Source organism: Streptomyces vinaceus, assembly GCF_008704935.1.
GTDB lineage: Bacteria > Actinomycetota > Actinomycetes > Streptomycetales > Streptomycetaceae > Streptomyces > Streptomyces vinaceus.
Genome location: NZ_CP023692.1, coordinates 6,626,295 through 6,644,546 on the forward strand (window position 1 = coordinate 6,626,295; position 18,252 = coordinate 6,644,546).

The 18,252-nt window shown below is 74.1% G+C and carries 14 protein-coding genes; 9 read left to right on the plus strand and 5 right to left on the minus strand.

The window, feature by feature from the left end:
* The first annotated feature begins 114 nt into the window (after window positions 1-114).
* Entirely contained in the window at window positions 115-345 is a 231-nt protein-coding gene (locus CP980_RS29870) for a DUF397 domain-containing protein (protein ID WP_099896005.1), read from the plus strand.
* Between the two features lie 145 nt (window positions 346-490).
* Here CP980_RS29870 and CP980_RS29875 read toward each other — a convergent pair whose 3' ends face one another.
* Window positions 491-1,690 carry a low temperature requirement protein A gene (locus CP980_RS29875; protein ID WP_150529499.1) on the minus strand — a complete coding sequence of 400 codons (1,200 nt, stop codon included), beginning with the start codon at window positions 1,688-1,690 and terminating at the stop codon, window positions 491-493.
* A gap of 26 nt (window positions 1,691-1,716) precedes the next feature.
* Between CP980_RS29875 and CP980_RS29880 the strand changes: the two genes are divergently transcribed.
* The 4 genes from CP980_RS29880 to CP980_RS29895 all read left to right on the plus strand — a co-directional run bounded on the left by CP980_RS29880 (window position 1,717) and on the right by CP980_RS29895 (window position 6,631).
* A complete protein-coding gene (locus CP980_RS29880; protein WP_150529500.1) occupies window positions 1,717-2,121 on the plus strand; it encodes an ACT domain-containing protein in 405 nt (134 codons plus the stop codon).
* A gap of 160 nt (window positions 2,122-2,281) precedes the next feature.
* The gene (locus CP980_RS29885) at window positions 2,282-5,104 is read left to right on the plus strand and encodes an ATP-binding protein (protein ID WP_229906991.1); all 2,823 of its coding nucleotides are present in this window, start codon (window positions 2,282-2,284) and stop codon (window positions 5,102-5,104) included.
* 34 nt (window positions 5,105-5,138) lie between these two features.
* Window positions 5,139-5,972 (plus strand): maleylpyruvate isomerase N-terminal domain-containing protein, encoded by an 834-nt coding sequence (locus tag CP980_RS29890; RefSeq protein WP_150529502.1) that lies wholly within the window; start codon window positions 5,139-5,141, stop codon window positions 5,970-5,972.
* Window positions 5,973-6,130: 158 nt separating this feature from the next.
* Entirely contained in the window at window positions 6,131-6,631 is a 501-nt protein-coding gene (locus CP980_RS29895) for a hypothetical protein (RefSeq protein ID WP_132758966.1), read from the plus strand.
* 44 nt (window positions 6,632-6,675) lie between these two features.
* Here CP980_RS29895 and kstD read toward each other — a convergent pair whose 3' ends face one another.
* Window positions 6,676-8,400: a 3-oxosteroid 1-dehydrogenase gene (kstD, locus tag CP980_RS29900; protein WP_208834823.1), complete on the minus strand. Its 1,725-nt coding sequence runs from the start codon at window positions 8,398-8,400 to the stop codon at window positions 6,676-6,678.
* Window positions 8,401-8,709: 309 nt separating this feature from the next.
* Window positions 8,710-9,834, minus strand: coding sequence for an aminoglycoside phosphotransferase family protein (locus CP980_RS29905; protein ID WP_132758968.1), 1,125 nt, complete (start codon window positions 9,832-9,834; stop codon window positions 8,710-8,712).
* A 231-nt stretch (window positions 9,835-10,065) separates the two neighbouring features.
* Between CP980_RS29905 and CP980_RS29910 the strand changes: the two genes are divergently transcribed.
* Entirely contained in the window at window positions 10,066-11,547 is a 1,482-nt protein-coding gene (locus tag CP980_RS29910; RefSeq protein WP_150529504.1) for a DNA-binding protein NsdB, read from the plus strand.
* 96 nt (window positions 11,548-11,643) lie between these two features.
* On the opposite strand, the gene CP980_RS29915 is transcribed toward CP980_RS29910, so the two are convergent.
* Both CP980_RS29915 and CP980_RS29920 read right to left on the minus strand, forming a co-directional pair.
* Window positions 11,644-13,083, minus strand: a complete 1,440-nt coding sequence (locus CP980_RS29915) for a PP2C family protein-serine/threonine phosphatase (protein WP_150529505.1) — start codon at window positions 13,081-13,083, stop codon at window positions 11,644-11,646.
* 208 nt (window positions 13,084-13,291) lie between these two features.
* Window positions 13,292-13,540: an SCO4226 family nickel-binding protein gene (locus CP980_RS29920; protein WP_132758971.1), complete on the minus strand. Its 249-nt coding sequence runs from the start codon at window positions 13,538-13,540 to the stop codon at window positions 13,292-13,294.
* 291 nt (window positions 13,541-13,831) lie between these two features.
* Here CP980_RS29920 and CP980_RS29925 point away from each other — a divergent pair, with 291 nt between their 5' ends.
* From CP980_RS29925 to CP980_RS29935, 3 genes are all read left to right on the plus strand, one after another.
* Entirely contained in the window at window positions 13,832-16,042 is a 2,211-nt protein-coding gene (locus tag CP980_RS29925) for a xanthine dehydrogenase family protein molybdopterin-binding subunit (RefSeq protein ID WP_150529506.1), read from the plus strand.
* 40 nt (window positions 16,043-16,082) lie between these two features.
* The gene (locus tag CP980_RS29930) at window positions 16,083-16,538 is read left to right on the plus strand and encodes a (2Fe-2S)-binding protein (protein ID WP_132758973.1); all 456 of its coding nucleotides are present in this window, start codon (window positions 16,083-16,085) and stop codon (window positions 16,536-16,538) included.
* A gap of 263 nt (window positions 16,539-16,801) precedes the next feature.
* Window positions 16,802-18,238: a helix-turn-helix domain-containing protein gene (locus CP980_RS29935; RefSeq protein ID WP_150529507.1), complete on the plus strand. Its 1,437-nt coding sequence runs from the start codon at window positions 16,802-16,804 to the stop codon at window positions 18,236-18,238.
* The last annotated feature ends 14 nt before the right edge of the window (window positions 18,239-18,252 follow it).

The window sequence follows — 18,252 nt, forward strand, 5'->3', positions numbered from 1 at the left end:
GGACCGGGCCACGGGTGACTCACCGTGGCCTGTGCGGCACCCGCTGCGATGGTTACTCTGGCCCCCGGACGACGTACCGGGAGTACCGGGAGGAGCACGCACGTGGCCGAGAGCATGACTTCACAGCCCCTGGCAGCCGGGTGGGGCAAGCCGGACCTCGATCTCAGCGGGGCGGACTGGCAGTCGAGCAGCCGGGGAGCGGGGGACGTCCAGATCGCCTTCGTCGAGGGGTTCATCGCGATGCGCAACAGCGAGCGCCCCGAGAGCCCCTCGCTGATCTTCGCCCCGGACGAGTGGCGCAAGTTCGTACTGGGCGCGAGGGGCGGCGAGTTCGACCTGACGTAGCCTCGCCGCCGCGCGGGCCGTGCGGAGGCCCGGAGCCGCGCCGGCCGCGGCGTCCGGGCCCCGCCCGTCCCGGGCCCCCGCCGGTGGCCGACCGGTGCGGCCGCCCCCTCGCCCGGCTGGCGCCGCGGATCCACGGGGAAGTCGCCTAGGGCGACGGCGCGTGCGACGGCGGCGGCGTTCTCGGGAGCCGGTCCACCAGCACCCGCGGCCACGCCGCCGCCAGCACCAGCAGCCACACCAGTTGCACCGCCACGGCCTCCCGGTCCACCGCCCCCGTCACCAGTACGACGGCCAGCGACGGCCCCACCAGCAGCGCCGCCTCCCGCCCCCCGCGCCCCGAGGAGAGCGCCGCCACGCCCGCGATGGCCAGGTACACCGCGGCGCTCCCGCAGAGCAGCCACCGCACCGACCCCGGAACCGGGTGGTCCGTGTACTCCACCGCGTTGCCGAGCGCCGCCGCCAGCGCCGCCACCGACCCCGCGACGAAACAGTGCAGCGGCAGGACCAGCCGTACCGGAAGCACGTCCCAGGCCAGCAGCGGCACCCCGTCCGCCCCGTGCCGCAGCGACAGCGACCACAGCAGGAGCAGCAGCAGGAACGCGCCGGCGCCGACCCCGTACAGCGCCGCGTCCCACTCGGCCTCGGAGGCGGCGGCCACCACTTGGGCCACCGCCTCGCCCAGCACGATCAGCTGGAACAGGCCCAGCCGCTCCCCGAGGTGCGGCGCGTCCATCAGCACCGCCACCGGCTTCGGCGGGGAGCGCCGCCTGCGCGCCGCCTCCTCGGCGTACTGCGCCTCCATCCGGGCGGCCAGCCGCTTTCCGGACACCGTGAACATCACCGCGAGGTCGATGGCCAGCCCCAGCGCCCACAGCGCGTACCGGGCCGTCCCGTCGAACCACATCGACACGATCCAGGGGGTCAGCCCCAGCCCCCACTGCGTGATCGGCAGGTCCGGCACGTACTCGCCGCGCCGCTCCCACGCCTTGCCGGCCAGCGAGCGCACCAGGATGTAGGCCAGGGCGAACGCCCCCGCCCGGTCCTCCCGTACACCGTGCACGGAGGCGGCCATCACCGCCATGCCGAACATCCCCGCCAGCACCGTCCACGTGCGGGTCTCCTCGCCGCTGACGTTGCCGTACACCGTGAACAGCATCCAGCCCGTCCAGAAGGCGAGGAACATCACCGCGTACAGCGCCACATCGCCCGGTCCGGGGCTGCCGTGCAGCAGGTGGGCCAGCTGCGCGACGCCCGCCACCGCCGTCAGATCGAAGAACAGCTCCAGCCACGAAGCGTGCCGTTCGCCCTCCGCGGGCGCCGACGCTGCAGGCGTGGAATCGGTCATACCGGGATGATAGGTAGGGTGGCGGCATGAGCGGCGAGAGCGACCTGAGGAAACTGCTGAGCGGCATGCGCCCCGAGCTGCGGGAGGGGCGGTACGTCTTCTGCACGGTCCCCGGCGCCACTGCGCCCCCGGCCGGCACCACCCCCGTCGCCACCGTCCTGGAGGCCGAGGGGCTCACCCTGGTCCTGCCCCAAGAGGAGGCCGACGCAGCCGGTCTCGCCTACGACTACACCGCCGGGTGGATCACCCTGCGCATCCACTCCGCCCTCGACGCCGTCGGCCTCACCGGAGCCTTCGCCGCCGAGCTCGCCGCGCACGGACTCAGCTGCAACGTCATCGCCGGGTACCACCACGACCACCTCTTCGTGCCCGCCGAACGGGCCGCCGAAGCCGTGGCCGTACTGGAAGAACTGGCAACCCGTTCGATGTAATCGAGACACCGGTAAACGGCGCGGACACCCGATCCCGAACATTCCGATCTTTCTCGGCCGAACACCTTCGCCCCTGCATGCGCGGGCGTACGCTGATGCCCCCGAACCGGCCTGGGGGGTACCAGCCATGACGGAACGCCCGATCCGTATACGGCGCAAAATGTTCGAACGTGAGGCCGAACTCGCCATCGTGGACGAGGCCCTGGACCAGCTCCACGGCGCCGCGCCCGGCGAAGGACCGGGCTCCGGCCGCCGCGCCGGCGGCACGCTGCTCGCCTTCTCCGGTCCCGCCGGCCTCGGCAAGACCACCCTCCTCACCGAAGTGCGCCGCCGCGCCCTCGCCCGCGACTGCACGCTGCTGGCCGCCCGCGGCGGCGAACAGGAGCAGAGCCAGCCCTTCCACGTCGCCCGCCAGCTCATCCAGCCCCACCTGGCGGGCCGCTCCGAGGAGGAACTGCGCGCCGCCCTCGGCAGCTGGTACGCCATCGTCGGCCCCGCCCTCGGCCTGTGCGCCCCCGAACAGGGAGCCCCGCCCGACCCCCAGGGCCTGCGCGACGGCCTCGACTGGGTCCTCACCCACCTCGCGGTGCAGCGCGCGCCCGTCGCCCTCGTCCTCGACGACGCCCACTGGGCCGACCCCGAATCCCTCTCCTGGCTCGCCGCCTTCGCCCCGCGCGCCGAACACCTCCCGCTGCTCCTCGTCGTCGCGTACCGCCCGGAGGAACTCCCCTCCCACGCCGAGGCCTTCCGTACGCTGCCCGGCCGCGCGGGACACCGCCCGCTGGCCCTCGCACCGCTCACCGAGGCCGCCGTGTCGGGCCTGGTCCGCGAGGCCGTCGGCGACCACGCCGACGACGCCTTCTGCCGGGAGGCCTGGGCCGTCACCACCGGCAACCCCTTCGAGGCCGTCGAGCTCAGCGCCCGGGTCCGCGACAAGGGCCTCGACCCCACCTCGGCCAGTGCCCCGCTGCTGCGCGACCTCGCCGCCGCCCAGCGCGGCAGCGGCCTCGTCGCACGCTTCGAGCGGCTCGGCCCGTCCACCGTCCGCTTCGGCTGGGCCTGCGCCGTCCTCGGCACCGAGATCCCGCGGGAGCTGGCCGCCCGCGTCGCCGGGCTCGGCTCCGAGGAGGCCGCCGACGCCACCGCGCGGCTGCGGGAGGCCCGCATCCTGTCCGGAGCCGGCGAAGAGGACGACGCCGGGCTGGAGTTCGTCCACCCGCTCATCGCCACCGCCCTCTACCGGGCCATCCCCGACGCCCTGCGCGTCGCCCTCCACGGCCAGGCCGCCGTGGCCGTCGTCGACGCCGGACTCGGATCCTCCGCCGCCGCCCGCCACCTGCTGGAGACCCACCCCGAGAACGACCCCTGGGTGGTGCGGACCCTGCGGGAGGCCGCCGCCGAGAACCTGCGGGCCGGCGCCCCCGAGGCCGCCCGCCGCCAGCTCGCGCGCGCCCTGCGCGAACCCCCGGACTTCGGCGAGCGCGCCGCGGTGCTGTACGAGCTGGGCTGCGCCTCCCTCCTCACCGAGCCCGCCAACACCGTCAACCACCTGCGGGCCGCGCTCGCGGAACCCTTCGACGACCCCGCCCTGCGCCAGGGCATCGTCATCCGGCTCGCCCAGGTCCTCGCCCACAGCGACCGCCTCGCCGACGCCTCCGACGCCCTCGCGCGGGAGATCCCGTACACCCGCGACGTCCGCGCCCGGCTGCGCCTGCAGTCCGAGCAGTTCATGTGGGACGCCTTCGACGCCTTCGAAGGCGACTCCCCGGCGCGCTCGCGCCGGCTGGCCCGGCTCGCCGACCGGCTCACCGGCCGCGACCTCACCGAGCGGTACGTCATCGGCCTGCGCGCCTGGGACGCCTGCCTGCGCGGGGAGCCGGTGGACGTGGTCCTGCACCACGCGGTGCGGGCCCTGGGCACGGAGTTCAGCTGGGCGCACGAGGACCGGGGCTTCGAAGTGCCCGTGCTCGCCGCCATGGTCCACATGTACGCGGACCGGCCCGGCCGGGCGGAGGAGCTGTTCGAGGCGGGCACCGCCGAGTTCGAGCGCCAGGGCTGGCGCGGGGCCCACCTGTCGTTCGCGTACAGCCTGCGCGCGTACATCCGCTACCGGCGCGGGCGGCTCGCGGACGCCGAGGAACTGGCCCGGGCCGGGCTGCGGCTCGCCGAGCGGGTGGGGCGCGGCACGCCCGTCCACTGGTACGCCATCGCGATCCTCGCCACGACGCTGCTCGCGCGGGGACGGGCGGACGAGGCGTGGGAGCTGGCGCGGGAGCACGCCTTCGGGGAGTCCTTCCCGGCGGCGGTGGTCTTCCCCGACGCGCAGACCGTGTACGCGGAACTGCTGCTGTCCCGCGGCCAGACGAAGGCGGCGGCGGCCGAACTGGAGGCCGTGGACCGCCGGCTGAGCCCGCGCGGGATCCGCAACCCGTCCTGGTGCCCCTGGCAGCTGCACCTGGCCCGGGCGGTGGCGGCGCAGGAGCCCGCGCGGGCCCGTGAACTGGCCGAGGACGCGGTCCGCCGGGCCCGCGCCTTCGGCGCCCCCTCGGGCATCGGCCAGGCGCTGCGGGTCGCCGCGCAGGTGGCACCCCCGGCAGAGCGTCCGGCGCTGCTGACCGAAGCGGTGTCCCTGCTGTCCGAGTCGCCCGCGGGGTACGAGCTCGCGCTCGCCCTCGCCGCACTGGGAACCGAGCTGCGCGACACGGCCCTGCTGACCCGGGCGGCGGTGACCGCCCGCGAGTGCGGCGCCGACGGCCTGGAGCGCGGCGCGGTGGACGCCGTGCTCGCGCTCGGCGGGACGCTGCCGTGCGCCGCGGCGCCCGAGCGCGCCCTCACGGAGGAGGAGGCCGCACTGGCGCGCCGGGCCGCCGAAGGTGACCCGGCGGTGCCCGGCCCGGTCCTGTCGGCGGTCTGCCGCAAACTCGGCACGGACCGCGCCGGTCTCCGCGAGGCGCTGGAGGTGTACGCCCGCAGCTCACGGTGATACGGCCGCTGCCGGTGGGGGCAGGGTCAAGGCCATGGACCACTCGACGAGGCTCTCCCACTTCCGCAACGAGACGTCGGCCTTCGAGGAGGCCGTCCGGCGCGCGATCGACGCCGCCGGCGCCGCCCCGGTTCCGCTGGTGCCGTCCTGCCCCGGGTGGTCGGTCGCCGACCTGGTGGGGCACCTGGGCGCGGTGCACCGGTTCGTGGCCCGCATCCTGCGCGAGCGCCTCGCGCAGGCCCCCGACCACACCGATCCCACGATCTTCGAGCTTCCGCGGGACCCGGCGGTACGGGCGGCCTGGCCGAAGCCGGAGGGCGAACCGAACCGGGGGCCGGTGCCACCGGCGCTGACGCAGTGGTTCGCCCAGGGCGCGCGGCAGCTGGAAGCCCTCTTCGGGGAGCTCGGGCCGGACGTGCCGGTGTGGACGTGGTCGGCGGACTCCGGGGACCGCACGAGCGGTTTCTGGCTGCGCATGCAGACCATCGAGCTGGCCGTGCACCGGTGGGACGCCCAGTCCGCGACCGGGGTGCCGGAGCCGGTCGACGCGGCGATCGCCGCGGACGCGGTCCCGCAGAGCTTCGAGACGATGGCCCCGTTCCGGCGGGCCGCCGCCGGGGCTCCGGCCGGGGCGGGCGAGCGGTACCGCTTCCGGCGTACGGACGGCCCCGGAGCCTGGAACGTGACCTTCTCCGGGGACCTGGTCCTGGTGGAGCACGGGCCCGGCGCCGCGGCGGACGTGGAGGCCGCGGGCACGGCGTCGGACCTGATGCTGTTCCTCTGGCGGAGGATCCCGGCTTCCGCGCTGCGGGTCACGGGCGACGCGCAGCTGCTGCCGCACTACTTCACCCTGGTCCCGCCGCTGTGACCGCCGCCCGGCCCGGCGGTCCGCTCGGGCCCCGCCGCGGGAAGGGCCCCGCCGCGGGAAGGGCCCGGCGGCGGGGGGCCCGAGGGGGCGGGCGGCGCCCCGGGGCCGTGGGCCGGGGGCGGGCCCGGAAACGCGGGGCGGGCACGTACCATGGCGGCATGTCCTTCCTCCGCCGCAACCGCGCCGCCACACCCGCCGGCCCGGACTTCGACGTCCTGGCCATGGACCCGGGGGACTGGCCGGGCAATCTCGGGGCCGGGCTGCTGCCCGCGCCCGACGGCAGCTGCCAGGGCGTCTTTCTCCGCTACGACCTGTTCGGCGGACGCGGCCCCGCAATGATCATCGGAAACCTCCCCGAGGGCTCCCCGGCCCGGGACCTCACCGACGGCCAGGTCCCCTTCGAGGTCGCCCAGCTCCTCGACGCCCTTGAGAACGACGAGGACGTCGAGGTCACCGGCGTCGAGGACTGCCCCGTCATGCAGGGCGACAACCTCCTCATCGTCCGGAAGGTCAAGCTCTCCGAGGGCCGGATCAGCTGCGTCCAGTTCGATCGCAGCGACAACGTGCTGGTCACCATCGCCAGCTGGGACCGGCCCATCACCGACGACCTCTACGCGCTGCTGAAGCCGCTCCCCGCCGAGCTCTTCCAGCAGGGCTAGGTCGTGTCTTTCGGATCAGGGCCCGCCGTGATCCGAAAGACACCCTAGGCCGTGGTCCCGTCCGCGATGTCGTTCGCGGCCACGTAGCCGAACGTCATCGCGGGGCCGATCGTCGACCCCGCACCCGCGTAGCTGTGGCCCATCACGGCCGCACTCGCGTTGCCCGCCGCCCACAGGCCGCGGATCACCGAACCGTCGGGCCGCAGCGCGCGGGCCCGGGCGTCCGTGACGATGCCGCCCTTCGTGCCCAGATCGCCCGGCACGATCTTGAAGGCGTAGAACGGCGGCGCCCAGATCGGGGCGAGGCAGGAGTTCGGCTGCACCCCCGGGTCCGTGTAGTAGTGGTCGTACGCCGTGTCCCCCCGGTGGAAATCGGGGTCGGCGCCGTTCCAGGCCTGGGCGTTGAACCGGTTGAGGGTGGCGCGCAGCGCCCCCGCCGGGACTCCGATCTGGCCCGCCAGCGCGTCCCAGGTCCACGCCTTCTTCGCGGCGCCCGCCTCGTACCAGGCCTCCGGGAAGACGATCGTCGGCAGGATGTCCTTGAACAGGTACTTGTTGCGGTAGTTCTGATCGACGATCAGCCAGGCCGGGATGTGCGAGCCCGTCGCCCCCCGGTCCTTCTCGTACATCACGTGCACCACGTCGCTGTACGGTGCCGCCTCGTTGACGAACCGCGCGCCCGCCCGGTTCACGATCAGGCCGCCGGGCAGGGTGCGCTCCGCCAGGCAGAAGTACGGCTCCCCGGGCAGCGGGATCGACGGCCCCCACCAGGCGTCCTCCATCAGCGCCAGCGCCGCCCCGGCCCGCTGTCCCGCCCGGATCCCGTCGCCCGTGTTCTCCTTGGCGCCGACCGACCACTGGGTGCCGATCGGCTGCTGCTGGTACTGCGCCCGCATCTCCGCGTTGTGCTCGAAGCCGCCCGAACCGACGATCACGCCCCTGCGGGCCCGTACGACACCCCGTACGCCCTCCTTCTCCACCACCACGCCGGTGACGGCGCCGCCCTCCTGCACCAGGTCGACCAGCGGGCTGTTCAGCCACACCGGCACGCCCGCCCGCATCAGCCCGGCCCGCAGACCGGCCGCCAGCGCCTGCCCCATCGTCAGCGGCTTCTGCCCGCACAGCGCGGCCTTGGTGCCGCGCGCCAGGCACTCCGTGGAGACCGCGAGGCCCTTGGCGTTCACGGCCGCCAGGTTCAGCCACTTGTAGTCCTGGCTGAACACCACCATCCCGGCCGGCACCGGCATGTACGCCGGGTTCAGCCGGGCCAGTTCGGCGCCCAGGAGGTTGCCGTCGATCTGGTCGGGCTCGATGGACCGGCCGTTCGCCAGCCCTCCCGGCAGGTCCGGGTAGTAGTCGCTGTACCCGTCCATGTACCGGAAGCGCAGGGGGCTGTTGGCCATCACGAAGTCCAGCATCCGGGGGCCGTTGGCGAGGAAGGCCGCCTGCCGGTCCGCCGGTGAGCCGTCGCCGACGACCGCCGCCAGGTACGCCGCCGCCTTCTGCGGGGTGTCCGGGACTCCCGCCGCCAGGATCACCGAGTTGTTCGGCAGCCAGATCCCGGCCCCGGAGCGCGCCGCCGAACCACCGAACGTGGGCGCCTTCTCGACCACCAGGACGCTCAGCCCCCGTACGGCGGCGGTGAGCGCGGCGGTCATCCCGGAGGCCCCGGACCCGACCACGACGACGTCGTACTCGCCGAGCGGAACCCCCGCGCCGGACCCGTCGGCCCGCGCGGCCGCCGACGGCAGCACGGTCGCGGCGAGCATCCCCGCCCCGGCCCCGGCGAGGACCGCGCGGCGGGAAGGCGGGGAGGAGGCGGGCGCGGGAGCGGGGGCAGGGGCGGGACAGGCGGACTCGGCGCTTTCGGACATGGGCGGGCTCCAGCGGAGTGGGGAGGCGGGGAACGTCGGCGGCTCCAGCATTTCTGATGCTAAGTCAGAAAAGGTGTTCGGGGGATCATGTGATGTCAAGACATGCGCAGGGGTGGCGAGATGCCACGGAACGCACGAAATCCCGTGGTACGCACACCGGGTGCGTACGGCACGGGATTTTCGTACGGGGTGGGGCCGCCGGGGTCAGCGGGTCCCTACCGCCGCGCGTACCGCCCTGCGGGCCATGCCGCAGTCGTCGTGCAGGCGGCGCAGCAGCAGCCGCTGCTCCTCGCCGGAGGACAGCGAGCCCGCCGGGAGGGGGTGGCTCGGGGCGGTCGCCAGCATGGAGCGCTGGACCGCCGTCTCACACATCCGGATCTCCCGCGTCAGCACCAGCATCAGGTTGACCAGGAACGCGTCCCGCGAGGCCGGACCGGCCGACTGCGCGAGCCGGCTGATCTGGCTGCGGGCGGCCGGGGCGTCGCCCAGCACGGTCCACAGCGTGGCCAGGTCGTAGCCGGGCAGGTACCAGCCCGCGTGCTCCCAGTCGAGCAGCACAGGGCCCGCCGGGGACAGCAGCAGGTTCGACAGCAGCGCGTCACCGTGGTTGAACTGCCGCTGGACGCCGGACAGTTTCAGCCCGCACAGCAGCTTCTGGAGGTCACCCAGGTCCCGGTCGGTCAGCAGTCCCAGCTCGTGGTACCGCGCCACGCGCTGCCCGTAGTTCAGCGGGTCCCCGAAGAGATCGGTCGCAGGACGCCACTGGTTCACCCGGCACACCGCGCCCAGCGCGGCCCGTACGTCGGCCCGCGGCGGGGCCTCGACGGGGTGCCTCTGCAAAGCCGCGACCCGGCCCGCCATCCGTTCGACCACCAGCGTGCAGTTCTCGGGGTCCGCGGCGATGAGCCGCGGCACCCGGACCGGCGGGCGGTGCCGGACGAACGCCCGGTACGTCGCTATTTCGTGCCGGTACCGCTCGCGCCATTCCGGCGAGTGGTCCAGTAAAACCTTGGCGACCGCGGTCATCCGGCCTGTCGTCCCGACCAGGAGGACCGACCGGCCGCTGCGCCGCAGCACCTGGACCGGCGCGAACTCCGGACAGATCCGCTGCACCGAGGCCAGTGCGGTGCGCAGCTGCGCGCCCTGGGGTCCCGACAGGTCGATTCTTCCGCTGAGCGGCTGCGATCCGGCACCCGGCATCCGCCGTGCCCGTACGGCGCCCTGCGCCGGTGCCGCCTGGCGGCCGGGATCGAGGTAGGGGCCGCCGCCCGCCTGGAGCGTGCGGTGCGGCCGGACCGGGGCGGACACGGAGGACGTTGCTGCGTACATGGCGTTTACGGATCCCTTCGTGCGCCGACGAGTTGCGTACGCCACCCCGCCGGTCCCGTACTTCACCCTGGGGAGTTCCGCCCGGAGACCGGGTCGGGGAGGCGCATTCCTACCTGACACCCAGCCGTGGGTGGCGGACCACGAAGCGTGCCCTGGCGAAGCCTGGCGAATATGCACGGGGCCTCTGACGGCGGGCTACTGTCAAATCAGCCGAGAACCTGGGGGCTTGACGTGAGCAAAGGACCAAACACCCGCTTGAACGACTTGTTCGGCCTGGCCGGCTGGTCGAAGGGTGAGCTGGCGAGGATGGTCAACCGGCAGGCGGCGGCCATGGGCCACCACCAGCTGGCCACCGACACCTCGCGGGTACGGCGCTGGATCGACGTGGGGGAGACCCCGCGCGAGCCGGTGCCGACCGTACTGGCAGCCCTGTTCACCGAGCGGCTCGGTCGTGTCGTGACCATCGAGGACCTCGGGTTCGTACGGCAGCGGCGCACCACGAAACGGCAGCCGGACGGGGCGAAGGAGAACCCCGACGGAATGCCCTGGGCGCCCGAACGCACAGCCGCGGTCCTCACCGAATTCACGGGAATGGACCTCATGCTCAACCGTCGCGGTCTGATGGGCGCGGGCGTCGCGCTCACCGCCGGCTCCGCCCTCACCCACGCCATGAACGACTGGCTCCACACCGACCCCGCCCCCGTCAAGGCCCCGCAGAACTTCTCAGACTCCTACCAGGCCGATCCGATCGGCTACGACCGCTACGAAGCCGCCCCCATCGGCTCCCAGGAGATCGATGCGCTGGAGCGCTCCGTGGAGGTGTTCCGCGCCTGGGACGCCTCACGCGGCGGCGGACTCCAGCGCAAGGCCGTGGTCGGCCAGCTCAACGAGGTCGGCGGCATGCTGGCGTACCACCACCCCGACCACCTCCAGCGGAGGCTGTGGGGGGTGGCGGCCAACCTGGCGGTGCTGGCGGGCTGGATGTCCCACGACGTGGGTCTCGAACCCACCGCGCAGAAGTACTTCGTCATCGCCGCGCACGCGGCCCGCGAGGGCGGGGACCGGCCGCGGGCCGGGGAAGCGCTCTCCCGTGCCGCGCGCCAGATGGTCCACCTGGGCAAACCCAACGAAGCCCTGGACCTGATGAAGCTGGCCCAGTCCGGCTCCGGCGAGCAGACCCTGCCCCGTACCCGCGCCATGCTGCACACCATCGAGGCCTGGGCGCAGGCGGCGATGGGCAAGGGCCAGGCCATGCGCCGCACCCTCGGTGAGGCCGAGGACCTGTTCGTCTCGGACAAGGGCGACGTCCCCCCGCCGTGCTGGATGCAGAACTTCGACGAGGCGGACCTGCACGGCATGCAGGCGCTCGCCTTCCGCACCCTGGCCGACCACGACCCCTCGGTCGCCCCGATCGCCCAGCGGCACGCCCGCGAGGCGCTGCGGCTGCGCTCCGGCGGCCACCAGCGCTCGCAGATCTTCGACTACATCTCCATGGCCTCGGCCTGCTTCATCGCCGACGATCCGGAGCAGGCTGACCGCTACGCCCGGCTCGCGCTGGTCTCGATGAACGAGACCTCCTCGCACCGGACCTGGGACCGGCTGCGCGAGATGTACCGGCTGACCGGGCAGTACGCCGGGTACGCGCGGATCGAGGACCTGCGCGAGGAGATCAAGATGGCGCTGCCGAACAGCCCGTCGCAGCGGACCGTCTAGGCCTCGCCCGCCCGGATGGCACCCGTAAGGAGAAGAGAAAGGCCGCGCCGTGCGGCGCGGCCCTGAAGCGGTACCCGTCGGCCCTTCGCGGGGCGGTCAGCCCCCGACCCTGGCCACCAGGACGCAGGCGTCGTCCTCGCGTCCACCCACTCCGAACTCCTCGACCACCATCCGCACGCAGTCCTGCGCAGAGCGCGCGGCCGAGAACCGCGGCGCGAGGGCCAGCAGCCGTTCGGCACCGTCCGCGCGGCCGAACTCGATGCTGCACGGCGTCAGCGCGTCCGTGTGCAGGACGAGCACGTCGCCCGGTTCCAGCCGCTCCTCGGCCTGCCCGTACGCCGCTCCGGAGGTCGCGCCCAGCAGTACGCCCTCCGGCGGCCGCAGGGCGCGGCCCGAGCCGCCGCGGAACAGCAGGGGGGCCGGGTGGCCGGCCTGCGCCCAGGACAGCACGCGGCGCGCGGGATCGTAGCGGCAGCACACGGCGGATCCGAGCGCCGGCTGGGCCGAGGCCTCCAGGAGCTGGTTGAGCCAGCCCATCAGCGGGCCCGGGTCGATCCCGGCCATCGCCATGCCGCGCAGGGCGCCGAGCATCATCGCCATCCCGGAGGTGGCCGTCACCCCGTGCCCGGTCAGGTCCCCCACCGTCAGCAGCGAGCGGCCGTCGGGCAGTTCGAGTGCGTCGTACCAGTCACCGCCGATCAGCGCGCTCGTCGCGGCGGGCAGGTAGTGCGCGGCGACGTCGAGCGCGCCGGTGGTGTGGTGCGGGAGCCGCAGGGAGCCGCGCCACGGGGGGAGCACGGCTTCCTGCAGCTCTACCGCCAGCCGGTGCTCGGTCTGCGCGATCTCCCGCCGGCGCTGCAGCGAGTCACCGGACTCGCGTACGGCGCGCTGGCTTCGGCGCAGCTCACTCACGTCCCGGAACACGGCCCACATGGAGGCCGTGCAGCCGTCGGAGTCGAGCACCGGCTCGCCTCGCATGTGCAGCGTCCGGACGCGGCCGTCGGCCCGGACGATGCGGAACTCGCCGTCGATCGGCTTCCCGTCGACCAGACAGGCCGTCACCATCGAGGTGAGCAGCGGCTGGTCCTCGGAGAAGAGGGTGGAGCCGAGTTCGTCGAGGGGGAGCGGTCCCGCCTCGGTCGAGCGGCCGAAGATCTGGAACAGCTCCTCGGACCAGTTGACTTCGTCGGTCAGCAGATCCCATTCGGCGCTGCCGATGCGGGTCTGCCGGGCCTCGGTCGCGGCCGGGTCGACCTGGGCCGCGTCCTGCGCGGACCCGGACCCGTCGGGGGCGGGGACGGCCGGCAGGCCCTCCTTGAGCTGGTCCAGGTGCCGGCCCAGGTCGTCGAGCTGGTGGACGGCGAGGTCGCACAGTGCGCGCTGCCAGCGCCCCTGGGCGTCGTCCTCGTCGACGACCGTGTCGCGGCGCACCGCGTCCACCTCGCCGCGGAGCCGCCGGGTCTGCGAGATCAGTGCGTCCACCGACCCGGATTCGGGCGGCTGCGCGGGACGGTCCGCGAAGAGGTGGGACGGCATGAGAACTCCGATACAGGCGGCGCGGTACGGCCATGTCTGAAGGAAGGACCGGTTACGACTGTTGCACAGGCGGCCACCACCCGTAAGCCGTTTGGCAACATCCGTAAGGTCCTTGCTCCAGGCATATGCCAAGGGCCTCCCGGCCCCCCTTTCGCCCGTACGAACGTTTCCGGTCACCCCTTCCGGGGCCCGCCGGAGCCCTGCGCCGTCATACGGTGATCGGCACCGGGTGGATCTCGCTGGCCGGGTGTCCGGTCCGCTCGTGGATCCGCATCACCGCGTCCGCCGAGGGGGCCTCGGACAGGCAGTACACCGTGCCCGAAGCGGGGTCGGCCCAGGCGCGCTCGAAGTGCACCTTCTCCTCGCCCTCGATCGCCAGGTCCGCCTTGTGGGCGGCCATCAGCTCGGCTTCCGTGATGCCCTTCATACCGTGGTGGACGTCCATGTACATCGTCACCGCCGTACACCTCCTCGCGTGCTGTCGGCGTGTACCGCCATCTCTCCTCCCATGGTGCTCCCGCGGCCGGAAACCGGCGCTCCGGAGGGCGCGGTTCGATCGTACGGACGAGGTGGACGACCCTTCCGGGCGGTGGAATCCGTACACGGCCCGGATCGACGCCCCCGCGGGGGACCCCCCGAACGAAGGACCCCGTCCCGCGAAGCCCGGACGACGCCCCGCTTCCCAGCTCATCCCATGATCGCTACGCTACGCGTCGGTAATGAACGGACCGCAGGTGGGGACAGAGACATGACCGGGCAGAGCCGCCGCTCCTTCCTCACGTACCTCGTCGCCGCGCCGACGCTCGCCCTCGTCACGCGGGCCGGGGCCGACGCCCTCGCCCCGCAGCCCGCGCACGCCGTGGTCCCGAGCCTGCCCGCCCCCGCCGATCTCGTGGACCTCGGCGACCTGTTCATCCTGGCCGGCGCACCCACCTCCGCCCTGCTGGCGCTCTCCGTCGAGGCGGACGGGAGCATCCGCTTCCGGCTGCCGCGCGAGGAGGTCGGCCAAGGCCTGACCACCGCAGTGGCCATGCTCGTCGCCGAGGAGCTCGACGCGCCGCTGGCCGCCGTCCGCGTGGAACTGGACGACGCGCGGCCCGAGCTCCTGTTCAACCAGCTCACCGGGAGCTCCAACTCCATCCGCTCGCTCTACGGACCGGTCCGCCAGAGCGCCGCCACCGCCCGGGCCCGCCTGGTCGCCGCGGCCGCCCGCCGCTGGGACCTCTCCGCCTCCTCTCTGACCACCGCGGACGGCGTCGTACGTGCCCCCGACGGGCGCACGGCCGGGTACGGCGCCCTCGCCGCGGCCGCCGCCGACCCCGCCCTGATCATCCTCGGCGCCACCCCGAAGAAGACGGCGAAACACTCCCTCGTCGGCCGGCCCACCCCGCGGATCGACGCCCGCGCCATGGTGACCGGGGCCCAGCAGTACACCCTCGACCTCGACGTGCCCGGGGCCAAGCCCTGCGTGGTGCGCCGCCCGCCCAGCCTCGGCGGCACGGTCAAGGGCGTCACCAACCTCGCCGCCGTCCGGGCCATGCCCGGAGTCCTGCACGTGGTCACCATCCCGAGCGGGGTCGCCGTCGTCGCCGAGACCTTCGGCCAGGCCCTCGACGCCAAGGCCGCCCTCCAGGTCACCTGGGGACCCGGCCCGGCCGATCAGCTCTCCGACGAGCAGATCCGCGCCAAGCTGCGCGCGGCCACCCCGCCGCTGCTGGTGCCGCCGCTGCTCACCCCGTACGTGGACGCCGAGTTCGACTTCGCCTTCGTCAGCCACGCGCCGATGGAGACCAACTCCGCCGTGGCCGACGTTCGGGAGGACCGTGCCGAGATCTGGTCCGGGCTCAAGTCCCCGATCGTGGCCCGGCAGACCATCGCCGCCGATCTCGGTCTGCCGCTCGACAAGGTCACCGTGCACGTCGTCCAGGCCGGCGGCTCCTTCGGGCGGCGGCTCTTCTTCGACGCCGCCCTGGAGGCCGCCCGCGTGTCGAAGGCATGCCGCCGTCCCGTCCGGCTGATGTGGACCCGTGTCGACGACACCCGGCACGGCCGGATGCGCCCCGCCACCCACCACAAGATCCGCGCCACCCATCTGCTGGGCGAGGTGCTCTCGTTCGAGCACCGGGTGGCCGCGGCCGAGACCGACTTCCGGCACGGGCTCGGCGAGATCATCACCGCCACCGCCGCCGGCCTGCCGGCGGGCATCGGCAACGCCACCCTCGCCCAGACCCTGTTCCACACCACGATCAAATCCCCCTACCACTTCGGACTCACCACCCACGGGCTCAGCGAGGTGCCCACCGGCATCCCGACCGGCTCCTGGCGCTCGGTGTACTCCGCCAACACCCGGGGCGCCGAGGAGATCGTCGTCGACGAACTCGCCGCGCGAACCGGCAAGGACCCGTACGGGTTCCGGCGGGCCTTCCTGAAGACCGACGCCCAGCGCGCCGTGCTCGACAAGGCGGCCGCGGAGGGGGAGTGGGGGCGCGCGATGCCGGCGGGCTGCGCGCAGGGCATCGCCTTCCACGAGGAGTACAAGTCCCGTACGGCCTGCCTGGTCGAGATCGACGCCCGCGACCCGGAGCACGTCCGCGTCACCAAGGCCGTCATCGCGGTCGACGTGGGCCTGCCCGTCAACCCGCGCGGACTGGAGGCCCAGATGATCGGCGGTCTCACCGACGCGATCTCCACCACCCTGAAGGCCGGACTGCACCTGGACAGGGGGCTGCCGCTGGAAGGCAGCTACAGCCAGTTCCACTGGGCCCGCCAGCGCGACACCCCGCGGGACGTACGGGTCTTCGTGCTGCCGGCCACCGGGGATGAGCCGGGCGGGGCGGGCGAGCTGGGCGTCCCGGCGGCGGTCGGCGCGATCGCCAACGCCTGGGCCAGGGCCACCGGTTCGAAACCGCGCAGTTTCCCCCTCGACTTCGACGTCGACTTCACCCCGTATCCCCGCTAGCCGCTCGCCGGCAGCCCAGTCCAGTCCAGGAGAGTCCTCCGTGCCCTCGCACACCTTCACCGTCAACGGGCGCAGCGTCACCGTGGACGCGCCCGACGATCTGCCCCTGCTGTGGGTGCTCCGCGACATGCTGGGCGTGCGGGGCCCCAAGTACGGCTGCGGCGTGGACGTCTGCAAGGCGTGCACCAGCCATCTCGACGGGGCGGACGTCCGCCCCTGCGTGGTGCCCGTCTCCGCGTGCGCCGGCAGGACGGTGACCACCATCGAGGGACTGGCGAACGGGGACGAGCTGCACCCCGTTCAGGAGGCCTGGCTCGAACAGGACGTCGCCCAGTGCGGTTTCTGCCAGCCCGGCCAGATCATGGCGGCCGTCGCGCTGCTCAAGCGCACCGCCACGCCCACGGACGAGGACATCGACGCGATCGCCAACATCTGCCGCTGCGGCACCTACTTCCGCATCCGGGAGGCGATCCGCAGCGCGGCCGCGCGGATGTGAGCGTCCGGGCCCCGGGAATTCCCCCGTGCGTCCCGGGGCCCCGACCGCTCGGGTCAAACCTAGGCGGGCGCGGGCCGGTTCGCAGGATCCGCCCTGCACAGTGACCGGGTGGGCCGGGTATCACCGGGCACAGTGACGCCTCGCGTGGTGGACTGTGACCGCGACGGCACGACCCGGACCGAAGGGAACCTCTCATCTCGCACCCGCCCCTTTCGACCACGGCCTCGGACCGGTCCCGCAGCCGGGCCGAGGACGTCCTCAAGGTGCACCGGCTGGCGCACTCCGGCGGCTCGGCCGCCCTGTTGGAGTGGCTCTCCGCCCGGCTGGGCGGCTGGACCGGCGTGGTGGCGACCGACGCCGACGCGGCCGCCGAGGCCGCCGCTGTCGCGGGTCCCGGGCTCGCCGTCCGCGGGGCCGCGGAGCTGAGGGCCCGGGGCGTGCGTTCGGCCGTCCTGCACGGCGAGCGCTCGGCCGCGCTGCTGTTCGCGCTGGACGGGGGCCGCGCGCTGGCCGCCGTACTCGACCTGCCGCACGACCCGGCGGCGCCCGCGCTGCTCGCGGACGCCGCCGCGGCACTGGCCCTCGTCCTGCGCGCCGAGGAGGCCGAGCGGCGCGAGGAGCGGGCCGAGCTCGCCGAAGCGCGGGCCCGCGAGGCCGTCCTGCACCTGCTCATGAACGGCCGTCTCTCCACCGCCCACCAGATCGCCGAGGCGCTCGGCCCCTCGCTGCCCGACCCGCTGCGGATGTACGTCGTGGAATGCCGGGCCGGACAGCGGGGCGAGGTGGCCCGGATCTGCGCGGAGCTGACGGGCGGCCGGGCCTGGATCGTGCGCTGCCCGGTGTACGTCCGCCACCTCATCGCCCTGGTCCCGGCCGGTCCCGCCGGCGGCTGCGCCGAGCACGATCCGCTGGCGCAGGCCCTGGTGGGCGCGGCCCGCGACCGCACGGTCGGGGTCAGCGGGCGGCTGCTGCTGCGCGAGGCCCCGGCCGCGTACACCCAGGCCTTCCACGCCCTGGCCGTGGCCCGCGGCCGCGCCGGGCGCCACGCCCGCTTCGGCCCCGGACCCGAGCTGGAGCTGGCCGCGCACACGGCCGGGACCGGCTGGGCGAAGGCGCGCCTCGCGCCCCTGCACACCTACGAGCCCCGGCGGCCCCAGGACCCCGGTGCGCAGGAGCTGCGGGCCACGGCCCACGCGTGGCTGAACTTCGGCCCGCACGCGACGCGGCTGCTGAAGGTCCACCGCAACACCCTGGCCACCCGGCTCCGCCTGATCGAGTCGGTTCTCGGCGCGGACCTCGCACGGCTGCCCGCGCAGGCGGAGCTCTCGCTCGCGCTGCGGCTGACCCCGGGCGGGCCGGGCGCCTCCCCGGGAGCCCCGGCCGCCGCTCCGGCCGATCTGGACGCCGTACTGCGCCACCGGGACCTGGCGCTCTGGGCCCGTGCGCATCTGGCGCCGCTGAGTGGACCGGACGCCCCGCCCGGCGCCCGCGAGACCGTACGGGCGTGGCTGCGCCACGACGCGCACCTGGTCCCCGCCGCGGCCGCGCTCGGCATCTCGGTGCCGGGCACGCGCAAGAGGCTGGCCCGGGTCGAGGAGCTGCTGGAACGCTCGCTGCTCCGGTCGCCGAGCGCCCGCCACGACCTGTGGCTGGCCCACCGGGCCGAAGAACTGGCCGGGTTCGCGGGGTCCGGGGCATGACACAGTCCCGATAA

Coding starts and splice junctions, on each gene's coding strand:
- CP980_RS29870 (WP_099896005.1), top strand. CDS start 115: ATGACTTCACAGCCCCTGGCAGCCGGGTGGGGCAAGCCGGACCTCGAT.
- CP980_RS29885 (WP_229906991.1), top strand. CDS start 2,282: ATGTTCGAACGTGAGGCCGAACTCGCCATCGTGGACGAGGCCCTGGAC.
- CP980_RS29875 (WP_150529499.1), bottom strand. CDS start 1,690: ATGACCGATTCCACGCCTGCAGCGTCGGCGCCCGCGGAGGGCGAACGG.
- kstD (WP_208834823.1), bottom strand. CDS start 8,400: ATGCTCGCCGCGACCGTGCTGCCGTCGGCGGCCGCGCGGGCCGACGGG.
- CP980_RS29895 (WP_132758966.1), top strand. CDS start 6,131: ATGTCCTTCCTCCGCCGCAACCGCGCCGCCACACCCGCCGGCCCGGAC.
- CP980_RS29905 (WP_132758968.1), bottom strand. CDS start 9,834: ATGTACGCAGCAACGTCCTCCGTGTCCGCCCCGGTCCGGCCGCACCGC.
- CP980_RS29915 (WP_150529505.1), bottom strand. CDS start 13,083: ATGCCGTCCCACCTCTTCGCGGACCGTCCCGCGCAGCCGCCCGAATCC.
- CP980_RS29880 (WP_150529500.1), top strand. CDS start 1,717: ATGAGCGGCGAGAGCGACCTGAGGAAACTGCTGAGCGGCATGCGCCCC.
- CP980_RS29890 (WP_150529502.1), top strand. CDS start 5,139: ATGGACCACTCGACGAGGCTCTCCCACTTCCGCAACGAGACGTCGGCC.
- CP980_RS29925 (WP_150529506.1), top strand. CDS start 13,832: ATGACCGGGCAGAGCCGCCGCTCCTTCCTCACGTACCTCGTCGCCGCG.